Raw genomic sequence first — 22,120 nt, forward strand, 5'->3', positions numbered from 1 at the left:
GGGGCAGCACCCGCGGCCGTGGTCTGCGCGGGCGCAACAGCGCTGTGCGCTGTCCGGCAAGCCCGGTCGCGCGTGTGCCGCGCAGAATCCGAGACAGACCTCCCCCCAGCGGCAACCACCCAAGGCAAAGGAGCCGACGTGAGCACCACCGCTCAGCCCCCCACAGAGTCCACCGCCCTCCGACGCGACGCCCTCGGCGTGGCCGGCATCGTGTTCCTGGTGCTCGCCGCCGTCGCGCCGCTGACCGGCGTCGTCGTCGTGGCCTCGCTCGCGATCGCGCTCGGCAACGGAGGGGGGACGCCGATGTCGTTCCTCCTCGTCGCGGCGATCCTGCTGCTCTTCGCGGTGGGCTACGCCCAGATGTCGAAACAGCTCGTCAACGCCGGCGGCTTCTACGCGTTCGTGGTCAAGGGGCTCGGCCGCACCGGCGGCCTCGTCGCCGGGTTCATCGCGACGCTCGGCTACAACTTCTTCGTCGTCGGCACCATCGGCACCAGCGGGTTCTTCATGCAGGTGATCATCGCCGACCTCACCGGGTTCGACCTGCACTGGTACGTCTGGGGGCTGGCGTCGATCGTGGCCTGCTTCGTCCTGGCGCGCACCGGGATCGACTTCAGCTCGAGGGTGCTCGGCGTCGCGCTGGTACTCGAGGTGCTGATCCTCGTGGTGTTCGACATCTCGGTGCTCGTGCAGACCGGCTACGACGCCGGCGCGTTCAGCCCGGAGTCGGTGCTGTCCGGGTCGCTCCCGATCGGCCTGCTGCTCGCCGCCACCGGGTTCCTCGGGTTCGAGGCCACCGCCCTGTTCAGCGAGGAGGCGCGCGACCCGCTGCGCACGGTGCCCCGCGCCACCTACACCGCGATCACGGCCATCGGCCTCATCCTGGGCGTCACGGCATGGGCGGTGGTGAGCGCGACCGGCGTCGCGCAGGCGCAGCAGACCGCGCTCGATCACCTGGAGTCCGGTGACCTGATCTTCACGCTCGCCCAGACCTACCTCGGCGGGCCGCTCACGACCGTCATGATGGTGCTCCTCCTGGTGAGCCTCTTCGCGGCGATGCTCGCGTTCCACAACTCGGCGACCCGCTACCTCTACTCTCTCGGCCGCGCCCGGGTGCTGCCCCGCGCGCTCGCCCGCACCCGGCCCGGCGGCGCACCGCAGGCCGCCGGTCTCGTGCAGGCCGGTTTCGCCGCGGTCGTCGCCGGGTTGTTCCTGGTGGCCGGCGCCGACCCCATCGGGACGCTCGTGCCCGCCATGCTGGGATTCGGCACGCTCAGCGTGCTCGTGCTGCAGGGGCTGGCCGCGCTGTCGATCGTCGTGCACTTCCGGCGTGCCCGGGACCGGAGGACGTGGAGCACGCTCCTGGCGCCGGGTATCGGATTCCTCGGGCTGCTCACGATCGTCGTCATGGCCGTGGCGAACTTCGACATCGTCGCGGGCTCGGACGCCCTGGCCATCCGGCTCATGCCGCTGCTGCTCGTGCTGGCCCTCGTCGGCGGGCTCGGGTACGGCGCCTACCTACGCGGGAACCGCCCGGAGGTCTACCAGGGCCTGGACGAGGATCTCGAGCGGTTCAACGCGCACACCGGTACGCCCGCGACACCCACCACCCCCGTGTGACCGGCCGGGCGGGTGTGGTCGGTCGTCCGGCCACGCCCGCCCGCCCGCGGCTACCAGTCCAGCGCCAGACCGTCGACGTACGTCCTGAACCGGTCGGCGATGAGCTCGTGGTCGGCGGTGGAGTAGTGCCAGTGGCAGCCGAGGAGGTCCAGGCCGGTGCTGTCGAGGAACCAGTACCGGACCCGGCTGTCGCCCGCGTCGGCGCGCTCCCGCACCACCTGCTGCACGTCGTTCGCGAACGAGCCGGCGCCGACGGCCACGATCGTCGTGTCGGTGCCGTAGCGGGTGCGCAGCTTCCGCAGGAAGTCACCGTAGGCGCCGCGGTAGTCGGCGGCGAGCTCCTCCGGCGTCGTCCACTGCTCGCCGGGGTTCAGGTCGGTCGAGAAGTCGTTGGTGCCGAGGTAGACCACGACGAGCTGGGGCCGCCAGGTACCCGGGTTCCAGACGTCGCCGGGGTCGTGCAGCAGGGCCCGGTCGTAGTAGGTGCGGTAGTGGTTGCCCGGGTCGCCGCCGTCGTAGTTGCGCACCATCCCCTTGCCGGAGAACGCGTTGACCTGGTAGTCGGCCTCCAGCCGTCGAGCGGTCAGCGCGCCGTAGCTGAGGTCGGTGTTCGTGGTGCGGTTCACCTGATCGCCGGTGCACTCCCGGCCGGCGGACGTGTTGCCGTAGCCCACGGTCAGGGAGTCGCCGATGAACTCGATCTGCCGGGTGCGGGCAGCCGGCCGGGTGAGGACCTCGCCGCCCGGGGCGGCGACGAACCCGCCGAACTCACTGGCGGCCCACGGACTCTCGTTCCGCTTCACGAGACGCACGGTGTGCTCGGCGTCGCTCAGGCCCTCGACCCACCGGGTGGTCTCGCCGGGCGCCACGAAGGTGGCGACGGTGGCGCCGTCGATCTGGACGTCGTAGTCGGCGGCCGAGTCGTTCAGCACGATCCCCACCCCGGTGCCCCGGAACCTGCCCTCGAAGTAGACGCCCGGCCAGCTGTACCGGACGCCGTCGCCATCGGCCCTGACACGGCCGGCGGTGTGCACCCGGGACAGTACGCCGCCGGGACCCTCGTCCACCTTGACCAGTCGCCACTGCTGATTGGCGCCGCCGGTGTCGGTGTACTGGGAGATGCGGGCGCCGTCGGCGGTGGACCAGGCCCACAGGTCCAGGGCCTTGCCGCTCGCGCGGTTGAGGAGCTTGACGTACCCGCTGTCGGTGTCGACGACGCGGAACTGCTGGCTGGTGGCGCCGGTGCCGGTCCGCTGGACCACGTCGGCGCCGTCGGCGGTGGAACCGACGTCGACGACCTTGCCGCTGTGGCGGGCACGGAGCTGGTAGTAGCCGTCGCCGGCGGCGACGAACTGCCATTGCTGGTTGTCGCCGTCGGTGCGGGTCCATTGAATGACGGAGGCACCGTCCGCCGAGGACGCGCCGCTGACGTCGATCACCTTGCCGCTGTGCCGGGAGACGAGCACGTAGGAGGCGGCCGTGTCGATGGTGGCGGCCTGGGCCTCGCCGGCGAGCGGGATCGCGGTGACGGTGGCGGCGACGGTGGCCAGAGCCGCGGCGGCGGCATGCCACCTCCGTGCGGATCGCGCCCTGGTTCGCCGGCTCGTGGTAGCACTGTCGTCTCGCGCCGCTGGCAGCATTCTCATACCGGCTCCTGGCAGTTGGCGGGCATCGTCGACCTGCCCGCCGGATCTTGCTCCGCGGCGCGACGCGGAGTCAAGACCCGGGCGACGGCTTAACCGTTTCAGCCGTGGATGACCCGCGGGGCGGCGACGGACTTGAGTCCCTCGACGCCGAACTCGAGCCCGTACCCGGAGCTCTTGACCCCGCCGAACGGTGCCATCGGGTGCAGGCCGCCGTGGGAGTTGATCCATACGGTCCCCGCCTGGAGGCGGCCGGCGATCTCGCGCGCCTGGTCGCGGTCGCTCGACCAGACGGAGGCGCCGAGCCCGACGTCGAGCCGGTTCGCGCTCGCGACGGCGTCGTCGACGTCGTGGTACCGGATGACGGGCAGCGCCGGGCCGAACTGCTCCTCGTCGACGAGCGGCGCCCCGTCGTCGAGGTCCGCGACGATCGTGACCGGGTAGAACAGCTCGCCCAGCTCCGGTGCGGGCGCGCCGCCGGTGACGATGCGCCCGCCCCGGGCCCGCGCGTCCTCCACCAGGCGGCTCACGACGGCGAGCTGCTGCGGGTTCTGCAGCGGGCCCAGCACGTTGTTCTCGTCCAGGCCACGCCCCATCGGGGTCTGCGCGGCGACGACGGCGAGCTCGGTGACCACGTCCTCGTAGATCGCGTCGTGGACGTACAGGCGCTTCAGCGCCGCGCAGGTCTGGCCGGTGTTGATGAACGCGCCCCAGAACAGGTCCTCCGCGATCGCCTTCGGGTCGGCATCGGGCAGGACGATTCCCGCGTCGTTGCCGCCCAGCTCGAGCGTGAGGCGGGCGAGGTTGCCCGCGGACGCCTCCACGACCTTGCGTCCGGTCGCCGTCGACCCGGTGAACATCACCTTGTCGATCGCCGGGTGCGCGGCCAGCCGGGCCCCGATCTCGCGCCCGCCGGAGACGGCCACCAGGACGTCGTCGGGCAGCACGTCGCCAAGCACCGAGACCATCGCGAGCACGCTCAGCGGCGTGTGCTCGCTCGGCTTCACCACCACCGTGTTCCCCATCCGCAGGGACGGCGCGATCTGCCAGATGCCGATCATCAGCGGCCAGTTCCAGGGCCCGATCGCCCCGACGACGCCGACCGGCTGGTAGCTCAGTTCCGCGTACCCGGTCTCGTCGTCGACCAGAACCTCCGGGTCCAGGACGGTGTTCGCCGTGGCGCGCAGCCACGCGGCGCACGCGCCGAGCTCGAACCGGGCGTTCGGCCCGTTGAGCGGCTTGCCCTGCTCGCGCGAGAGGAGATGCGCGAGCGGTTCCGCGTTCGCCTCGATCGCCTCGGCGGCCGCGAGCAGGAGCTCGGAGCGGCGCCCGTGCCCGCACGCCGCCCACCCGGGCTGCGCGGCCGACGCGCGGGCCACCGCGCGGTCGAGGTCCGCGACCGTCTGAACGGGTACACGGCCGATCACCTCGCGCGTGGCGGCGTCGAGAATCTCGCGGCCCTCCCCCGCACGTGCCTGGACGCGGTCGAGCAACGCGCCCTCGTCGAGCGCTTGGACGGATCCGGACATCTTCGTCTCCCTCGTGCAGTCGTCGGAGGCCGCCTGCCTGTGGCGGCCTCTCCCGCCAGTCTTCGCGGGCGCGCCGGTCGTGGCTTGTCGCCCAGCGCACCGTCGATGTCCCAGTGGGCACAGTTTCGCGACGTCCGGGCACGGCCTTCGCTTCGCGGGCCGCGAACAACTCTCACCCTCGCGACCAGGCACAAAGCGGTCATCGGCCATCTAAGGTGGGTCCGTGCTGTACAAATGCGGGCTCGAGTTCGAGTATGTCCTGGTCGACTCTTCGCAAAGACTTCGCGACTTCACGAGCCTCGACTTCCGCGCGCTCGACGCCGCCCTGGCCGGCGGCGAGGGTGCGGACGACGCCTCGCTCACGCGGGGTGACCTGGGCATCAAGTCCGGCTACTGGTACCTCGAGGGCGACGAGCGGTTCGGCCCGGACGGCACGTTCCTGGATCTGCGGGTCAAGGGCGTGGAAATCCGCACGCCGATCGGCACGGACCTCGCCGGCACCGCCGACCAGCTCCTGCGCCTGCAGGGTCTGCTCGAGGAACGCCTGGCGCCGCTCGGTCTCGGCCTCGGGATCGTCGGCTTCCACCCCACGCTCACGGAGTACCGGATCGAGCCGCCGCTCAACGACTGGGAGCGCGCCATGCGCGCCGAGCACCATGAGTACGGGCACGCGAACGTCTCCAACGTGAGCTTCGGGCCCGACGTGAACCTCTCCTTCCCCGGCCTGGACGACGCCGGCGTCGTCGACCTGACGCGGAAGCTGACGCACTACAGCCCGTACCTCGTGCCGTTCAGCTTCAGCTCACCGTTCTTCGACGGCGGCCCGTGGGGCGGCCCGAGCCGGCGCACCCACGAGCGCACCTGGCGGCGGGTCGCGGCCCGCTGCTTCGTGGAGCGGGAACCGGATCCCGCGGTCTCGCCCGTCTGCCTCTACCGCCCGCGCGTGCCCGCCGAGCGCGGCCGGATCGAGTTCAAGGCGTACGACGCCTTCCTCGACCGCGCCCACCTCCTGGCCGGCGCCACCCTCGTGCTCGGCGTGTGCCTGTCCGGTGAACTCCCGGGACGCGACGACGTGCCGAGCCGGGAGCTGCACCAGCGCGCCGCGAGCGCCGCCTTCGGCGCCCCCGAGATCGCCGACGGCGCCGCCCGCGTCCTGGAGGCCGCCCGGAAGGCGCTCGCGATGCTCCCCGACGAGGCGGCCCTCCTGGCCCCGTTCGCCGATCTCCTCGACCGGCGCCGCACCCCCGCCGACGACCTGCTCGACGACCACGCCCGCACGGGCCTGATGTTCCGACCGGGAGGACTCCGATGACGACCGACCACGCCCAGCGCACGGGCAACTCGCCCACCGACAGGACCCCGCTGCCCGGCGATGTGGACGTGGCCATCTGCGGCGCGGGTCCGATCGGCGCCGCGACCGCCCACTTCCTCGCCCGTCGCCACCCCGGGCTGCGCGTCGCCCTCCTCACGGACCACGCCGCCGCCCCGCCGGACGGCTCCACGGCCGACGCCGACCCGGAGCACCACGCCACCTACCGCTACTCCGGCGGCAGCATCCGCTGGGCGTGGGACGACGCGGTCAAGCGCGAGATGACGAACGAGACGGCCGGGTTCGTCCGCGCGCTGCTGTCCGACGGCGTCGAGCTCGACGCGCTGGAGAACACCTACCACCTCCTGCACACCGGCGAGCTGATCCCGGCCCTGAACCTCTCCGCCGCCCGCCTGGTCGACCACCTCGTGGACACCGCGCGCGCCGACGGCGTCGCCTGGCACCCGGGGACGACGGTGACCGGCGTCCGGCCCGGGGACGACGGCGGTCATGTCGTCGAGACCTCGCGGGGCGACGTCCGCGCCCGCCAGGTGCTCGTGGCCCTCGGCGCCCGCACCCCGCAGCTCGTCCCCGCCCACGACACGGAGGCCGAGAAGCGCCAGCTCTTCGTGCTCGACCTCCCGGTGACCGACGCCCGCGAGCGCCTCCCCCACACGATCGTGCCGGTCGGGAAGGGCTTCGCCTATGTCTTGGTGAAGCGGACGGACGGCGGCGTCCGGGTGGTCGTGGGCCAGGAGGACATCGTGGAGGACGACGACACCGGCGGCCCGGTGGACTACTGGGAGGAACTGCTGGACAGCGGCGTGGGTGACGTGCTGCCGTGGCTGCGTGACGCCGGCGTGGAGCGGATCCTGTGGGGCGTCGACTCCGCGCACAAGAAGCTCGCGGTCACCGAGCCGACGCCGGGTCTGCTGGCGGCGAACTGCGGCAGTGCGGTGCGCTCGTCGGCGTGGATCGGCCGGACGCTGGCGGCGCGCCTGGCCGCCGGGCGCGGGTAGGTTCCCCGCGCCCGTCGCTCACTCGGCGAACACCTCGCGCAACGCGGCCTCCTGCTCGGCGTTGAGGTTGGTGAAGATCAGCTCGGGCGTCTCCTGGCCGGCCATCGCGTCGCGGACCTTGTCGACGACGGCGTCGGAGGACATGAGGAAGAGCGCGGAGGTGCCGGGCGTGATCTCGTCGCGCACGCGGTTGATGAACCCGTCGTCGATGCCGACGTCGGTGAGGGATCCGGCGAGCGCCCCCGTCGCGGCGCCGATCGCCGCGCCGAGCAGGGGCACGAAGAAGATGAGGCCGAACAGCATGCCCCAGAAGGTGCCGCCGAGCGCGCCGGCACCGGTCGTGGAGGCCAGCTGCCTGGTCTTCGGCTTCGTGGCGCCCTCCTCCCAGAAGACGACGGCCGCGTCGTGCACCGAGATGAGGTTCTGGCGGGCGAGCTGCGTGATGGTCTCCTCCGCCGTCCGCGCGCCCGCCGCTGTCCTGTACTTCCAGACGGTCAGCGTGGCTTGTGACATGGCGGGCTCCCTCGATGGGTCAGGCGGTCGAGAACGGTCCCATTCCAGTCCGACGACGGCGGGATGGCATCACCCGTTCCCGGTGAACGGTGGCGTGGCGGTCACGGGCAGGGTCGGCTGGATTCCTTCGTGCGGGACGACAGATCTCCCAAAAGATCACATGACCCGCCATGGACGGGTGAAACCATTCGGCGCCCGTCGGTATTTGTGATTTCGCCCGCTATCTTTCGCGGGATCGCACGGCGAATCCTAGTCTCGGAACAGCGCGGTCGTGCGGGGCACGGCGACCCGATTCGTCACGTCACCGAATTCCTCGACGGACCGCCTGAATTCGAGGGAGCCTGCCCGTGCATTCTTTCCTGAATTCCGCACCGCACCACGCCCGGGACGCCTCGCTTCCGGCGCGGGTGCTCGTCTCCGCCCCGCCGCGGACGTACGCCGCCTCCGCCGAGGGGACGCCGGTCCCCTTGGTCCCGCGCGTGTACGTGCCACGTTCCCGGTTCTGGCAGCACCTCGACGACGCGACCGACGGCGCCGTCACCCTCGTGGTCGCCCCTGTCGGCTCCGGCAAGACGATGGGCGTCGCCGGCTGGCTGCGGTACGGCCCTCGGCCCCGAGCCCACCGCACGACCTGGATCGCGGCGGGACCTGGCGGCGGGACCTGACTGGTCCCCGACCCGGCTCGCCCGAATCGTCGACAGCCCTTTCCCGCACGACGGCGAGGCCCCCGCCCGGCCGCTGGTCGTCGTCGACGACGCGCACGCCCTGCCGGCCGCGACGCTGCACTGGATCGACCACCGCCTCAACGCTGCCCCCGAGTCGCTCCGCCTGCTCCTGCTGAGCCGCTCGGACCTGCCGCTGACCCGGCTCGTCCCCGAGCTCCTGGGCAACTTCACGTTCCTGCGCGGCGACCTGCTCCGGCTGAGCGAGGCCGAGAGCGACGAACTCATCGCCGCCCACACCCACAGCACCGACCGGCAGGTGCTCGACGCGGTGGCTCGCCAGGCCGACGGCTGGTGCGCCCCCGCCGTGCTCGCCGCACGAGCGCTCGGGGCCGCGCGGGACCGCGAGACCGCGGCTCGCCGCCTGTCGGCCGGCACCGGGTCGGTCGCGACGCGCATCGCCACCGAGGTCTTCGCGACCCTGACCCCGCGCCAGCGCCACCTGCTCCTGTGCATCGCCGACGACGGCGTCGTCACCCCACCCACGGCCGCCCATCTGTCCCACGACCGGCACGCCGGTGAGATCCTCGCCGAGCTCGAGAGCACCGGCCTGCTGGCCATCCGGGAGAGTGCCGGCTGCCGCGTCCACCCGCACCTGGCCGAGATCGTCCGGCAACGGCTCGCGGCCGGCGGCGTCGACGCCGCGCGCGCCCGCGCCACCGTGATCCGCGCCGTCCGCCTCGACCTGGCACGCGGCCACCTGGACAAGGCGTTCTCGCGCCTCGTCCGCGTCGGCGCCCCCGAAGAGGCCGCCGACGTCCTCGCACGCGACGGCGTGCGCATGACGCTGAACGCGGCCGAGAGCGGCGCCGTGGACGAGTTCGTCCAGGCGCAGCCCGAGATCGTCGACGCCCGCCCCGACCTCTGGTTCGCCGTCGCGCTCGGCCGCTGGCTCCAGGACGACGTCGACGGCGCCCGCCACTGGGGCGATCGGTTCCTCGCGGCTCACCGCCCCGCGACCCGGACGCGGGGCCCCCGCGCCCGCCGCGCCCTCGACGCACGCACCGCCTGCGTCCGCCTCTGGCGCGCCGCGCTCGGCCGGGAGCCGATGTACGCCGCCGTCGGCCACGCCAAACGCGTCCTCGAGGCCTCCATGGCACGCCCGGCGGTGGGCGAGGCCAACGCCGACGTCCTGCCCGTGCTGGCCCACGAGCTCGGCGCGGCGCAGAACTGGCTCGGCGAGCTCACCGAGGCCGAGACGAGCCTCACCATGGCGGTCGGTCTCTCCCGCAGCCAGAACCTCCCGGCCCTCGGCGTCAGCTCCCTGAGCCATCTCGCCCTCACGCAGTACATGCAGGGCCGCGAGCGCACCTGCGTCGAGCTCGCCGACCAGGTGCTCACCGCGATCGGCACGCCCGACGGACCGCACGCCCGCATGGTCGCCGCGCGTGCCCGGCTCGCCAGGATCCTCGCCGTGATCCTGGACGTCCGGTGGGCGGCCGGACCGGTCGCCTTCCCCGCCGACGACGCCGCGTACCACGGCGCCGACCTCTGCTCACGGTTCTGGGCCCGGATCTGCGCGGCTCGCCACGCCGTCGCCACCGGCGAGGTGACCGAGGCGCAGCGGATCCTCGCCGCACCGGGCGACGGCCCCGAGACGACCGACGAACAGATGCCCGACCACGTGCGCGTCACCCTGCTCGTCGAGCGGGCGTTCGTCGCGTCACTCGCCGACGACCGCGAGACCCTCCGCGCCCAACGCACCGCGCTCGCCGCGCTCGGCGCGCTCGGCGAGTCCGCACTGGTCCGGGGCCTGTGCGCCGACCGGGACGGCGACCGCCGCGGCGCCGCCACCGCGTTCGAGGCCGCAGCGGCCGACGCCGCCTACTCCCAGCCCCCCACTCGCGCCATCGCCCTGGTCTGCGAGGCACAACTCCTCGACGCCCTCGGCGAGCCCGATCTCGCGCACGAGCGCCTCGCCGAGGCCGCCTCCGTCACCGAGACCCGGCGCAACGCCGCACCGTTCCTCGGCTGGACACGCCAGGGCACCCCGATCGAGCTGCTCCTGAAACGCCTCCTGGGCAGCCGCAACACCGCCTGGATCGGCGAGCTCGCCGCCACCGCCTCCGACCGGCCCGACACCGTCCGGCACTACTCCACCCTGACCGCGACACCGCGGGAACGCGAGCGCGCCGGCGACGTCCTCGGCCCGCCCGCCCTCAGCCCGCGCGAACGCGAGGTCCTCGACGAGCTGGCGCGCGGCGCCACCTACGCGGACATCGCGGCGACCCTCTTCGTCTCGGAGAACACCGTCAAGACGCACGTCTCCAGTCTCTACGGGAAGCTCGCGGCGTCACGCCGCAGCGAGGCACTCGCCGTCGCGCGCAGCCTCCACCTGCTCTGATCCCCGTGGGTGCCGCCATGGGCCGGCCCCTCCCGATCGCCCGCCGCCCACGTCAGACGATCTTCGGGAAGGCGATCAGGAAAGCCACCCCGACCAGGAACAGGACGCCCGCGCCGGTCAGGACCGCCCAGGAACGGCGCGACGAGCTGAACCGGGTGACCAGTGCGCCGAAGAACAGCACCAGCGCGAACAGGACGGTGAGCAGCGTGTAGTTGTCGCCGCGCCGGTTGTCCACCAGGGCCTGGGCGAAGTAGTCATCGGCGCGGGCGTCCGCCGCGGCCGCCTCGGCCTGGCCCGGCGGCACGTAGCTGTCCAGCGCGAACGGGCTGTTGGCGGCCTCCGGGTTCCGGAGCGGACGCGAAGCGATCCACTCGTCGAACGCCAAGGCGAAGTGGTCGGTGAAGCGCTCCCGGGCGAACGTCTCCAGAGCCTGGTCGCCGCCCGCCCGCGCCTCGAGCCAGATGCCGAAGACCTGTAGGTCCGCCGCCCGGGCGGCGTCCGCGGCGGCGGCCTGCCGCGACGCCTCGATCCGCTGCGTCGAGGCCCGGGAGAACGCGATCGACATCTCGCCGCTCCACTTGCTCGCCTCGAAGCCGCTCCACGCGGTCAGGACGGCGGTGACGGACAGCAGGATGACGGCGATCGTCTCCAGGGACGGGCGATCGCGCGTGCCGTCCGCGCCACCGGCACCGTTCTCGCCGTTCGAGGCGCCCCTGTCGCTCACGCCGTCAGCCCAGCAGCTTGGCCTTGGCCGCGGCGAACTCGGCGTCGTCCAGCACGTCCTGGGAGTGCAGCTCGCCGAGCTGGGTGAGCTGGGCGAGCAGCGCGTCGTTCGAGGCGGACGCCGACACGGGTTCCGGTGGCGGTGCCACCGCCTCCGGCGCCAGGGCCTGCTGCCGCTCCGCCTCGTACTGCGCGCCCTGGTACTGCGCTCCCGCGTACCGCTGCTCCGCCCGCTGTTCTGCCTGCCGTTCCGCGCGGCGCAGCTGGCGCCGCTGGATCGCGCCCGTGGTGGCCTGCGCGGTGCCCGCGATCACCGCGGTGCGCGCGGCCGTGCCGATGAGGCCGGGCCTGCCGAAACGTCGCAAGGGGGACATGTCAGTGCTCCGATCGGTGGTGGTGAGTGGGACGCTCAGCCCTGGGTGCCCGCGGAGGTCTCGTCCGCCTGAGCGACGATCTCGTTGACGATCACGGCGGGGACCCGCTCGTGCAGGATCACGTCGGCGTCCGCCGTGACCGCCGCCGACACGAGCTGCCGGGACCAGGTGTGCTCGATCGCCAGGACGAGAACGGACGTTCCCGGGTCGACCGCCGCCGCGATCTCCTGGAGGTCCTCCTCGCCGGTGAGGCCCGGCGCCGCGAGCTCCACGCCCACGACCTCGGCCTCGTCCCCGACGTCCTCGGCCTCCAGGACGACGAGCTCGCCGTCGTCTCCCCGGCGGACGACGGCGAGGTCCAGCAGGGTGACGGCGCCGCTCCCGGTCACGTCGCGCACGGCGCGGGTGACCGGCGGCGGGATGAGGGGGGTGTCGAAGGCCAGAGCGACGAGTTCGACGGGGCCGAACGACGGGTCCATGAGAACCTCCACGAGGAGCTGAGCAGACGGTGCGACCGGACGGGCGACGGGCGCCTCACCCGTTCCGCGCGGCACGGGCGACCGCGGTGCGCGCGACCCCGGAGACCAGGCCCAGGATCGCGAAGCCGATGATCACGTTGATGAGCGCGCTCGCGAGCTGGCTGGCGATGTCGGCGTCGGTGGCGAACGGCGTCACGCCGACGACGACGGTGGCGAGGCCGACGATCCAGCCGAAGAACGACAGGGCGCGCGGCGTGCTGAGCAGCAGCAGGTGCACGATCGCCACCGCGACCAGCGCGGCGACGGCGGCGGCGACCATGAGCCAGGTGGTGGAGACGTTGCCCCAGACACCGTCGCCCTCGGGCGCGAGGATGGGGATGCCGAACACGCCGCGGAACACGACCACGCCCACGAGGGCGATGAGCGCCGCGACCAAGGCCGTCGCGACGCCCCCGGCCCACAGGGTCCCGGCGTCCACACGGCGCGGTCCTTGGAGCGAGTCCTGCGGGTACTGTCCCTCGGCTGCCATGGGTTCGCCTCCGGTCTCCCGTCGCTCTCGGCTCTCTCGCAAGCGTGCGTCGCTCCCGGTCGTCTCGCAAGCGTGCCCGTCCGCCGGGGCGGAGGGCTCACCCGTTGCGGGTGAAGGCCACGCCGTCCAGGGTTCGCCGGCACCGGGCGCGTGGCGGGCTCTCACGCGACCGGCTCACGCCCGGGGTCCCGGGCGGCCGGCACGGGCCGGGCCAGGAGTTCGATCAGGGTGATGACCAGACCCGCGCCGATCGCGACGCCGACGACGAGGCCGGGCGTCGGGTTCGGCGCGAGCAGGACGACAAGGGCTGCGAGTGCGATGACCGCCGTGCGGACGACGCCGCGGTGCTCGCCGAGCCAGACGCCTGCCGGGCCGGTGGTCACGCCCTGCCCCTCTGCCCAGTCGCGGGTTCTGCCCATGCCCTTGCCGATCGCGGCCCGCAAACTCCGCGCCGATGCGCTGGACCCGCCGAGATAGGCGGCCAGCGCGACCACCAGCCCCAGCACCCCGACGGTGCGCAGCGTGCCGCGCAGGAACGTGACGAGCTGGTCGAACACCGCCTCGGCGGCGTCCAGCCGCGCCACCTGCCCGCTGAGCGCGTCGAGGTACAGGCCGCGGGTGATCGCGAGGGCGACGGCGAGCACCAGCATCGCCGCGACGAGCGCGAGCCCGGCGGCGACGAGGGCGCGCAGGCGGTGGGTAGCGGCGAGCACGCCCGCGGCCAGCAGGCCCAGTGCGATCCAGGGCAGCCAGGTCCCCAGCGCGACGACCTGGGCGTAGCGGTTCCGGATCTCGACGAGCTGCGTGCTCTCCACGATCGTGAAGGACGCGTCGATCGTGGGCAGGCGGGTCGCGAGCCCGAACCCGCGCTCGCCGAGCCGCTGCTTGAGGAGGTCGGTCATGGGGGCGAGCTGGATCGTGAGCTGGCCCTCCTCGCCGACCTGGACGATGTCGCCCCCTTCCCCTCGCATGACAGCGACGAACTGCTCGTGCGCGACCCGGTTGGCCTGGTCCCACGCGGACTCGAACTGGTCGCTCCGCACGACGCCGTCGGCCGTCCTGCGGACGAACGACTCGATCCCGCTGGTCAGGGGTGCCTCCAGCGCGGCGACGCCGTTCGTGACCCGCGGCGGGACGTCCCGGCCGGCGAGCCCGGCCGCGACGCCGTCGACCACCGCGCCGACGTCGATCCGCGACATCACGGCCTCGGTCAGCCGGCCCGACACGGCCGACTGCACCGTGGGGTCGTCCGCGAGCGGGGCGACCGTGGCGACGTAGCGGTCGGTGTCGGTCAGGGTGCGCTCCGCCCACGCCGCCACGACGCCGGCCGGCGCGAGCAGGGCGCCCAGAGTGATGAGGACGACGGCGGCCGCGGCGCGCCCGCGGTGCCGTGCCGGCCGGGCCGAGGTGTCGTCGAACGTGGCCTGCACCTCGTCGAGGCGCCGCCGGAGCCGGGCGTTCTCCCGTTCCAGCTCGGCGAGACGCGCGATGGCGTCGGAGGGCGCGGCGCCCTTCCCTGCCCCGGCGGACTCGTCGCTCATGGCGTGACGACCGCGACGCGCTCGGCCCACGCCGTCAGCCCGCCGATCTGCTTGCTCGAGTCGGACATCGGACTACCTCGCTTCCGAAGCGCTGACGGAACGAGCCAACCCGCCGGCGCGAGTGGTCGCCTCACCCTCTTCGGGTGACCGTGGCCCGCGACCCGTGTCCGCTAGATCGCGGACATCGACAGGGAGACGGCGAAGCCGACCGCCACCAGGGACCCCGTGGCCACGCCCTCGACCCGGTACGACTCGGGCAGCAGCGTGTTCGAGACCATCGCGAGCAGCGCCCCGGCGGCGAACCCCTGCGCGAGCGCCCCCGTGCGGCCGCTCGCCGGGTCGAGCAGGGCGTAGCCGAGCGCGGCGCTCAGGGCCGCGACGAGCACGACGACCGACCACATCCCGAGCACCCGCGATCGGGTCCAGCCGGCGGCACGGAGCCCGCTCGAGGAGGACAGCCCCTCGGGGAAGTTGCTGAGGATGATTCCCGCGAGCAGCGCGACACTGACGTCGCCCTGGAGCACCGTGAGGCCCAGGACGAACGACTCGGGGATCCCGTCGAGCACCGAACCGAAGACGATCGCGAGCGGGGCCCCGTCGGCCTGGGCCCCGCCCGCGTCCTTGCGCCCGCCGCCGCCCCTGCGGCTCAGCCACCAGTCGCCGGCCGTGAACGTCGCCGCTCCCAGCAGGGTGAGGAGCCCCACCTGGCCGACGGATGCGGTCTCGACCGCCTCGTCGATCAGCTCGAACGCGACCGACCCGATGAGCAGCCCGGCGCCGAGCGCCATGACGACCGCGATGAACCGGCGGCTCGGCGACCCTGCGTAGGCGACGAGCGCGCCGACCGCCAGCGCGGCGGCGCCCAGCGCGCCCCAGGCGAACGCCTCGAGCATCGGACCCGGCCGGTCAGGCCATCGCCTTCGTCTTGAGCCGCTCGAACTCGTCCGGCGTGATGGTGCCGGCGTCCAGGAGCGACTTGGCGCTCGCGATCTGGTCGGCCGGTGAGGCAGAGGCGACGTCGCGGATGTAGCTCTCGGTCTCGCGGCGCGCCTCGGCCACCGTCTCCACCTGCCGCTCCCCCATTCCCCGGCCGCGGGCGATCAGGTAGACGAGCGCGGTGAGGACCGGCAGGAAGATGAGGAAGAGGATCCACAGCGCCTTCCACCATCCCGAGAGTTCCTTGTCACGGAACAGGTCCGCGACGATCTGGAACAGCACCAGAAGGTATGCCACGAAGAAGAACGTCCAGATCATCAACCAGAAGAAGTCCCAGAAGTCCATGATCAGCCCTACTCTCTTCATCGGTACGGACCGGGACCTCGGGCCCCGCCCCGTCCGCCCGCCATGCAGGCGGCCGCCCGCCATGCTGACCACCGCGAACGGGGCGAGGGTTCCCCCGGAACGGGTGAGCCACCCGGGCGGCTCGCCCCGGGCGGGACAGTCAGAGGGCCGCCGCCGCGTCGCGGGCCTCGGCGTGGGCCTGGTCGCGGGCGCCGTCGGCGTCGGCCGTGGCGAGGTTGGGCTGGAAGCGGATGCTCGTGATGCCGTCGATGCCCGCCCAGCGCAGCCAGTCCTCGAAGAACGGCTGCTGGAAGTCGCTGCCGAACTCCGGGCCGCGTCCCGGTCCCCAGACCGCGCCGGTGTAGATGACGGCGGCCTTCTTGCCCCTGAGCAGGCCCTCGTAGCCGGTCACCGGATCGAAGCCGAACACCATGCCGGGCTGGGAGACGACGTCGATGAACTGCTTGAGGACGTAGGGCACGCCCGCGTTCCACATGGGCACGCTGAACAGGTACCGGTCGGCCGCGTCGAAGCGGGTGAAGGTCGCGCCGGCGGCCGCCCAGGCGGCGACACCCTCGCCGCTCGGCTCGGCACCGGCGAACACGTCCATCTTCGCCTTCGCCGCCGCGGGGCCGAACTCTGGCAGGGTGCCGTCCCACAGGTCGAAGTGCTCGATCTCGGCGTCGGGGTGCTTCTGCCCGTAGGCGTCCAGGAAGGTGGCGGCGATCTTCAGCGACTCCGACGCCTCGCCGCGAGGAGAGGCGCTGATGTGCAACAGTCGGGTCATGGTCGGCTCCGGTGTGTCAGGTGGACGGGAACGCGTAAGCGGAATAGGTTCCGCTTCATGAAGGAAGCTAACGGAACGGATTCCGCTTTGTCAACGGGTTCCCGCCTGCCCCTGCGCGCGCAGGCCCAGGCCGCGGGATCGCGTCGCGCGGACGCCGTCCGCAACCGGGGCAAGGTGCTCGACGCGGCCGAGCGGCTGTTCGCGCGCGACGGCGTGGAGCGGGTGACCATGCAGGCCGTGGCCAAGGAGGCGGGCGTGGGCGTGGGGACGCTCTATCGCGGCTTCACCGACAAGGCCGGCCTGGCGCTCGCGCTCCTGGACGAACGCGAGCGCCGGTTCCAGGAGCTGATGCTCTCCGGTCCGCCGCCGCTCGGCCCGGGGGCCGAGCCGGTCGAGCGGCTGACCGCGTTCGTCTCCGGTTACGTCGGTCTCGTCGCGGAGCAGCTCGAACTCGTCCTGCTGTCCCAGACGGCCGCGCCCGGCGCCCGCTTCCGCAGCGGCGCGCACGCGCTGTGGCGCACGCACTGCCGCCATCTCCTGGACCTGGCGGGCGCACCCTCCCCCGGCCTGCGGGCCGACGCCCTCCTGGCGGCGCTGTCGGGCGAGATGATCGCGTACTGGCTGACCGAGGAGGGCAAGGATCCCGCCGAGATCACCGGCGCGACGGCCGGCCTGGCCCGCGCGCTGGCCTCCGCCGGCTGACGCGCCGTCGCGGTCGGGATCACCGAGGCGAACGGATCTCCTGTGCTTTGGTCCGGATGCCCTGCCTGAGCACGTCCCAGGCGTCCTGGTCGCCCTTGAGGAGCGCCTCGGCCGTCTGCGTCATCTGCTCGAACGTGACGTGCGGCGGGATCGGCGGGACGTTGGGGTCGCAGCGCACGTCGAGCAGGGTGGGCCGGTCGTTCGACAGCGCCCGGTCCCAGGCCGGGCCGAGCCCGTCGGGCTCGTCGACGGCGATGCCCGTGAGCCCGATGGACTCGGCGAACCCGGCGTAGGAGACCTCCGGGATGTCCTGGCTCGCGGAGATCTTGGGCGTGCCGCCCATGGCCCGCAGTTCCCAGGTCACCTGGTTGAGGTCGTTGTTGTGCAGCACGACGACGACGAGCCGCGGGTCCTCCCACCGCTCCCAGTGGCGGCGTACGGAGATCAGCTCGGCCATGCCGTTCATCTGCATCGAGCCGTCGCCCTCGAAGACGATCGCCGGGCGGCCGGGAAGCGCGAACTTGGCCCCGATGCCGTACGGCACGCCGGGCCCCATGGTCGCGAGGGTGCCGGAGAGCGATCCGCGCACGTCGCCGCGGAACCGCAGGTTGCGCGCGTACCAGTTGGCGGCCGAGCCGCTGTCGGCGACGACGACGGCGTCCTCGGGGAGGCGCGGCGAGAGCTCGCTGAAGATCCGCATCGGGTTGATCGGGTCGGCCTCCATGTCCGCCTGGGCGTCCATGGTCTCCCACCACTCGGCGACCCACGACTCGATCGACTCCCGCCAGCCGCGGTCCGTCTTGCGCTCCAGGTGCGGCAGCAGCGCGCGGAGCGTCGCGGCGGCGTCGCCCACGAGATTGAGCTCGTAGGGGTAGCGCATGCCGATCATGGTGCCGTCGACGTCGACCTGCACCGCCCGGGCCTGCTCCAGGGGCGGCATGAACTGCGTGTAGGGGAAGCTCGACCCCACGGTGAGCAGGGTGTCGCAGTCGTTCATCAGGTCGTAGCTGGGGCGCGTGCCCAGCAGACCGATCGACCCCGTGACGAACGGCAGCTCGTCGCTGAGCACGTCCTTGCCCAGCAGCGCCTTGGCGACGCCCGCGCCGAGCACGTCCGCGACCTCGACCAGTTCGTCGCGCGCGCCGCGGGCGCCCTGGCCCACCAGCATCGCGACCTTGTCGCCCGCGTTGAGCAGGTCGGCCGCCCGCCGCACCGCGGCGTCGTCGGGCACGGTCGTCGGCCACTGGATGTCGCGGCTCGACGGCACCATCTTGAACTCGTGCGTCGGCGCGCTGTAGGGCAGTTCCTGCACGTCGGTGGGGATGATCACCGCCGTGGGCGCCCGGCGGGTCAGCGCGACCTTGAACGCCCGGTCGAGCACGTTCGGCAGTTGCTCGGGCACCGTCACCATCTGCACGTAGTCGCCGGCGACGTCCTTGAACAGGCTCAGCAGGTCGATCTCCTGCTGGTAGCTGCCACCCATGGCCGAGCGCGCGGTCTGGCCGACGACGGCGACCACCGGCACGTGGTCGAGCTTCGCGTCGTACAGGCCGGTGAGCAGATGGGTGGCGCCGGGCCCCGAGGTGGCCATGCACACGCCGACGCCGCCGCCGAACTTGGCGTAGCCGACGGCCTCGAACGCGCTCATCTCCTCGTGCCGGGACTGGATGAACGACGGGTGGCCGTCCGCGCGCTCGAAGGCGGCGAGGATGCCGTTGATGCCGTCGCCGGGATAGGCGAAGACGTGCTGGACGCCCCACTCTCGCAGTTGTCCGAGCAGGAAGTCGCCGACGGTCAGCGTGCTCATCATGTCCTCCTGTGCTTCCGCTTCTTCGGGCCTGGGATCGCGTGGACGGTACCCATCGCGATCCGGGCCAAACGGCCCCCGCCGCACGGCACCGGCGGCTCGCGTGCGCCCCGGGGGCGCGCGAGTCGCAAGCCGGGAGGAGGTGCGTTAGGTTCGAGAGCGAAGCACACCGGTGGCCCAGCCAACCGCCACCGTCGCTCTCGATCCGGGAGTTGGTCCTTGTGCCTGCTTCATCCCTCCTGGCCGACAGGTCCGAGCCCGCGCCGGCCGAGCGGAAGCGCCGTACCGCGCGCCTGCTCGAACAGGCCCGGTCCGTCGACGGCGCCGAGCGGCGGCGCCTGCTCGACGAGGTGATCCTCCTGAACATCCCCGTGGCGCTGTCGCTCGCGGCGCGCTACCGCAACCGTGGCCAGCCGCTCGAGGACCTCGAGCAGGTGGCCTGCCTCGCGCTCACCCACGCGGTCCGCGCCTTCCGGCCCGACCGCGGCGACGACCTGCTCGTCTTCGCGATGCCGTGCATCCTGGGCGAGCTCCGGCGTCACTTCCGCGACACCACCTGGACCGTGCGCCCGCCGCGGCGGGTGCAGGAACTGCGGCCACGGGTGTTCGCCGCCGAGGAGCGGCTGGCCCAGACGCTGCGGCGCCCGCCCCGGCCCCGCGACCTGGCCGACGACCTGGACTGCGAGCAGGACGAGATCCGCGAGGCGTGGCACTGCGGCGACTGCGCCTCGCCCGCGTCGCTGGACGAGCCGCTGCCCGGGCGCTCCGGCACCGTCGTCGACCAGCTCGCCGACGACGAGGCGGGGTACTCGCGCAGCGAGGCGATCGCGGTGCTCGCACCGGCCTGCCGCCGGCTCGGCCCGCGCGACCGGAAGATCCTGCGGATGCGGTACTACGAACAGCTGCGCCAGAACCAGATCGCCGAGCGCCTCGGCATCTCGCAGGTGCAGGTCTCCCGGCTGCTCCGGCGGATCCTGCGCGACCTGCGCCGGTCGATCACCGCGGGCGCGCCCCGCGACCCGGCCGGCACGTCCGCCGAGGCCGCGTCCGCCGAGCCCACGTCCGCTGTGCCCACGTCCGCCGAGGCCGCGTAGGGACGCCGCGTGGACGCGTCCCTCCTTGCCCGGCGGGCGGCCCGGGTCGATAGTGGCGGTGTGACCAGTCCCGGCCCCGGCCGCTTCACGTATCACGTCGCCGGCGACCGCTGGGACTGGGACGACGACGTCTACGCCATCCACGGCTACGCGCCGGGTGAGGTGCGGCCGACCACGGACCTCTTCCTCCGCCACAAGCACCGGGCGGACCGCAAGCGCGTCGAGGACACGTTCCAGCGGGTGATCCGCACGGGCGAGCCGTTCAACGTCTACTTCCGCATCGTCGCCCGCGGTACGGAGAAGAGGGTCGTCGTGGTGGGGGAAGGCGTGCGCGGCGACGACGGCCGGGTGATCCGGCTCGAGGGCTACTACCTCGACCTCACACCGGAGTTCGACGCCGAGAGCTCGGCGGCCGCCGACGCCGCGGTCGAGGCGTCGGCCAGCGGCCGCGCGACGATCGAGCAGGCCAAGGGCGTCCTCATGCTGGGCTACGGGCTCCACGAGGACGCCGCGTTCGCGATGCTCCGCTGGTGGTCACGCAACCGCAACCTGAAGGTTCGCGAGATCGCCGAGCGGCTGCTGACCGTCGCGCGCGAGGGCACCTTCAGTCACCCGGGCCTGCGGCGGCTGCTGGACACGCTCATCCATGACCTCACCCACGACAGGCCCGGGCGCCGGACCGACGAGCCCGGGCGCCAGGCGTGACTCACCCGCCCAGCCGCTCGCGCAGCAGCGCCTTCGCGTACTCGGCTCCCTTCCGGCTGTCGGCCTGGGCCTTGGCGAACAGGTCCGCGAGGGCCGTGTCGCCGGCGCTGTCGGCGTCCGCGCGGAACTGCTCCAGCCGCAAGGCGTTCTCGAGGCAGGACTGCAGGTACCACACGAGGTCGTAGGTCGCGTCGCGGGTGCCGGTGACATCGCCGGTCTCGGGCGTGATGGCGGTCATCGGGATCGCTCCTTCGGGTCGGGTGTCTCGGTCACTCTCCCCGGTACCCCGACGCCGCGTCCGTATCCGGGGTCGCCCGGAATCCGTTCGCGAGAATCCGTTCGCGAGAATCCGTTCGCGAGAATCCGTTCGCGGGGATCGGATCGCGGCGACTGGGTACCGCTACGGCATGAGCGTGGAAGATCGAGAACCCCAGTTCCCTCCGCAGCAGCAGGAGCCGCCAGGGCTCACCGACGAGATGCGCCCGGAGCCGGACCACGGCGAGCAGAGCTACGTGGGCCACGGACGCCTCGAGGGGCAGGTCGCCCTGATCACCGGCGGCGACTCCGGGATCGGCCGGGCGATCGCGCTGGCCTATGCGCGCGAGGGCGCGGACGTGGCGTTCACGTACCTGCCCGAGGAGAGCCCCGACGCCGAGGTCACCACCGCCCTGGTCCGGCAGGCCGGGCGGACGCCGCTCCCGCTCGAGCTGGACCTGATGGACCGGCGCGCCTGCGACGAGGCGGTGGACCGGACCACGAGGGAGCTCGGCAAACTCGACATCCTGGTCAACAACGCCGGGTACCAGATGGCCCGCGACGACTCCATCGAGGAGTTCACCGACGACCGGATCGACCGCACCTTCAAGACCAACCTGTACGCGCTGATGTGGCTGGTCCGGGCCGCGGTACCGCACCTGCGCAGGTCCCGGGGCTGCGTGATCAACAACACGTCCATCCAGGCCTTCTCGCCCTCGACCAGCCTCCTCGACTACGCGGCCACCAAGGCGGCGATCAACAACCTGACGGTGAACCTCGCCGCGGAACTCGGTCCGGAGGGTGTCCGTGTCAACGCGGTCGCGCCGGGTCCCATCTGGACGCCGCTCCAGCCGGCGACCCAGCCGGTCGGCAAGGTGCGGAACTTCGGGGCCGACACCCCGCTGGGCAGGGCCGGGCAGCCGGCGGAGGTGGCGCCGGCCTTCGTGTTCCTCGCCGCGCCGAGCGACTCCTCGTACGTCTCGGGCACGGTCCTGGGCGTCACCGGGGGCAAGGCGGTGTTCTGAGCCGTTCCGCGCCCGCCGGCGTCGCCGGCTCGCGGAACCGAACCGGTCTCGGGTACGTTTTCGAGCCATGGACCCCGACGCACATAGTCCCTGGCCGCTGTCACCCGAACGAGGAGGCC

The 22,120-nt window shown here is 72.8% G+C and carries 22 protein-coding genes; 9 read left to right on the forward strand and 13 right to left on the reverse strand.

Annotated features, from left to right (window positions below; translation table 11 throughout):
• Window positions 1–138: 138 nt before the first annotated feature.
• A complete protein-coding gene (locus IIE03_RS08940; RefSeq protein WP_192862395.1) occupies window positions 139–1,620 on the forward strand; it encodes an APC family permease in 1,482 nt (493 codons plus the stop codon).
• A gap of 50 nt (window positions 1,621–1,670) precedes the next feature.
• Here IIE03_RS08940 and IIE03_RS08945 read toward each other — a convergent pair whose 3' ends face one another.
• Both IIE03_RS08945 and IIE03_RS08950 read right to left on the reverse strand, forming a co-directional pair.
• Window positions 1,671–3,266, reverse strand: coding sequence for an RICIN domain-containing protein (locus IIE03_RS08945; protein WP_225997471.1), 1,596 nt, complete (start codon window positions 3,264–3,266; stop codon window positions 1,671–1,673).
• Window positions 3,267–3,364: 98 nt separating this feature from the next.
• Entirely contained in the window at window positions 3,365–4,792 is a 1,428-nt protein-coding gene (locus IIE03_RS08950) for an aldehyde dehydrogenase family protein (RefSeq protein WP_192862396.1), read from the reverse strand.
• Window positions 4,793–5,015: 223 nt separating this feature from the next.
• Here IIE03_RS08950 and IIE03_RS08955 point away from each other — a divergent pair, with 223 nt between their 5' ends.
• Window positions 5,016–6,104 (forward strand): glutamate-cysteine ligase family protein, encoded by a 1,089-nt coding sequence (locus IIE03_RS08955; RefSeq protein WP_192862397.1) that lies wholly within the window; start codon window positions 5,016–5,018, stop codon window positions 6,102–6,104.
• Window positions 6,101–7,120: an NAD(P)/FAD-dependent oxidoreductase gene (locus IIE03_RS08960; RefSeq protein ID WP_192862398.1), complete on the forward strand. Its 1,020-nt coding sequence runs from the start codon at window positions 6,101–6,103 to the stop codon at window positions 7,118–7,120. The genes IIE03_RS08955 and IIE03_RS08960 overlap by 4 nt, the downstream gene beginning before the upstream one ends.
• 18 nt (window positions 7,121–7,138) lie before the next feature.
• Here IIE03_RS08960 and IIE03_RS08965 read toward each other — a convergent pair whose 3' ends face one another.
• Window positions 7,139–7,633, reverse strand: a complete 495-nt coding sequence (locus tag IIE03_RS08965; protein WP_192862399.1) for a DUF1269 domain-containing protein — start codon at window positions 7,631–7,633, stop codon at window positions 7,139–7,141.
• Window positions 7,634–7,980: 347 nt separating this feature from the next.
• Between IIE03_RS08965 and IIE03_RS08970 the strand changes: the two genes are divergently transcribed.
• Complete coding sequence (locus tag IIE03_RS08970; protein WP_192862400.1) at window positions 7,981–8,298, forward strand: hypothetical protein; 318 nt, start codon at window positions 7,981–7,983, stop codon at window positions 8,296–8,298.
• A 328-nt stretch (window positions 8,299–8,626) separates the two neighbouring features.
• Window positions 8,627–10,699, forward strand: a complete 2,073-nt coding sequence (locus tag IIE03_RS26690; protein WP_192862401.1) for a LuxR C-terminal-related transcriptional regulator — start codon at window positions 8,627–8,629, stop codon at window positions 10,697–10,699.
• Between the two features lie 52 nt (window positions 10,700–10,751).
• Here the strand turns inward: IIE03_RS26690 and IIE03_RS08980 are convergent, their stop codons facing one another.
• From IIE03_RS08980 to IIE03_RS09015, 8 genes are all read right to left on the reverse strand, one after another.
• A complete protein-coding gene (locus IIE03_RS08980) occupies window positions 10,752–11,423 on the reverse strand; it encodes a hypothetical protein (protein WP_318842886.1) in 672 nt (223 codons plus the stop codon).
• A gap of 4 nt (window positions 11,424–11,427) precedes the next feature.
• Window positions 11,428–11,796, reverse strand: coding sequence for an SHOCT domain-containing protein (locus IIE03_RS08985; RefSeq protein WP_192862402.1), 369 nt, complete (start codon window positions 11,794–11,796; stop codon window positions 11,428–11,430).
• Window positions 11,797–11,831: 35 nt separating this feature from the next.
• Complete coding sequence (locus IIE03_RS08990) at window positions 11,832–12,275, reverse strand: DUF6325 family protein (protein ID WP_192862403.1); 444 nt, start codon at window positions 12,273–12,275, stop codon at window positions 11,832–11,834.
• Window positions 12,276–12,330: 55 nt separating this feature from the next.
• Complete coding sequence (locus tag IIE03_RS08995) at window positions 12,331–12,804, reverse strand: DUF6069 family protein (RefSeq protein WP_192862404.1); 474 nt, start codon at window positions 12,802–12,804, stop codon at window positions 12,331–12,333.
• Between the two features lie 161 nt (window positions 12,805–12,965).
• A complete protein-coding gene (locus tag IIE03_RS09000) occupies window positions 12,966–14,345 on the reverse strand; it encodes a hypothetical protein (RefSeq protein ID WP_192862405.1) in 1,380 nt (459 codons plus the stop codon).
• Between the two features lie 170 nt (window positions 14,346–14,515).
• The gene (locus IIE03_RS09005; RefSeq protein WP_192862406.1) at window positions 14,516–15,238 is read right to left on the reverse strand and encodes a ZIP family metal transporter; all 723 of its coding nucleotides are present in this window, start codon (window positions 15,236–15,238) and stop codon (window positions 14,516–14,518) included.
• A gap of 13 nt (window positions 15,239–15,251) precedes the next feature.
• On the reverse strand, window positions 15,252–15,626 hold the full coding sequence (locus tag IIE03_RS09010; RefSeq protein WP_192862437.1) for an SHOCT domain-containing protein: 375 nt from the start codon (window positions 15,624–15,626) through the stop codon (window positions 15,252–15,254).
• Window positions 15,627–15,786: 160 nt separating this feature from the next.
• Window positions 15,787–16,413 carry an FMN-dependent NADH-azoreductase gene (locus IIE03_RS09015; protein WP_192862407.1) on the reverse strand — a complete coding sequence of 209 codons (627 nt, stop codon included), beginning with the start codon at window positions 16,411–16,413 and terminating at the stop codon, window positions 15,787–15,789.
• A gap of 87 nt (window positions 16,414–16,500) precedes the next feature.
• Here IIE03_RS09015 and IIE03_RS09020 point away from each other — a divergent pair, with 87 nt between their 5' ends.
• Complete coding sequence (locus IIE03_RS09020; RefSeq protein WP_225997472.1) at window positions 16,501–17,115, forward strand: TetR/AcrR family transcriptional regulator; 615 nt, start codon at window positions 16,501–16,503, stop codon at window positions 17,113–17,115.
• A 19-nt stretch (window positions 17,116–17,134) separates the two neighbouring features.
• Here IIE03_RS09020 and IIE03_RS09025 read toward each other — a convergent pair whose 3' ends face one another.
• Window positions 17,135–18,922 carry a thiamine pyrophosphate-requiring protein gene (locus tag IIE03_RS09025; protein ID WP_192862409.1) on the reverse strand — a complete coding sequence of 596 codons (1,788 nt, stop codon included), beginning with the start codon at window positions 18,920–18,922 and terminating at the stop codon, window positions 17,135–17,137.
• A 221-nt stretch (window positions 18,923–19,143) separates the two neighbouring features.
• On the opposite strand from IIE03_RS09025, the gene IIE03_RS09030 reads away from it, so the two are divergent.
• Window positions 19,144–20,016 carry a sigma-70 family RNA polymerase sigma factor gene (locus IIE03_RS09030; RefSeq protein WP_192862410.1) on the forward strand — a complete coding sequence of 291 codons (873 nt, stop codon included), beginning with the start codon at window positions 19,144–19,146 and terminating at the stop codon, window positions 20,014–20,016.
• Between the two features lie 60 nt (window positions 20,017–20,076).
• Window positions 20,077–20,721, forward strand: a complete 645-nt coding sequence (locus IIE03_RS09035; protein WP_192862411.1) for a PAS and ANTAR domain-containing protein — start codon at window positions 20,077–20,079, stop codon at window positions 20,719–20,721.
• A 1-nt stretch (window position 20,722) separates the two neighbouring features.
• On the opposite strand, the gene IIE03_RS09040 is transcribed toward IIE03_RS09035, so the two are convergent.
• Window positions 20,723–20,959 (reverse strand): hypothetical protein, encoded by a 237-nt coding sequence (locus tag IIE03_RS09040; RefSeq protein WP_192862412.1) that lies wholly within the window; start codon window positions 20,957–20,959, stop codon window positions 20,723–20,725.
• 169 nt (window positions 20,960–21,128) lie between these two features.
• Between IIE03_RS09040 and IIE03_RS09045 the strand changes: the two genes are divergently transcribed.
• Window positions 21,129–22,001 (forward strand): SDR family oxidoreductase, encoded by an 873-nt coding sequence (locus IIE03_RS09045; RefSeq protein WP_192862413.1) that lies wholly within the window; start codon window positions 21,129–21,131, stop codon window positions 21,999–22,001.
• The last annotated feature ends 119 nt before the right edge of the window (window positions 22,002–22,120 follow it).

This window comes from Myceligenerans pegani (genome assembly GCF_014892515.1).
Classification (GTDB): domain Bacteria; phylum Actinomycetota; class Actinomycetes; order Actinomycetales; family Cellulomonadaceae; genus Myceligenerans; species Myceligenerans pegani.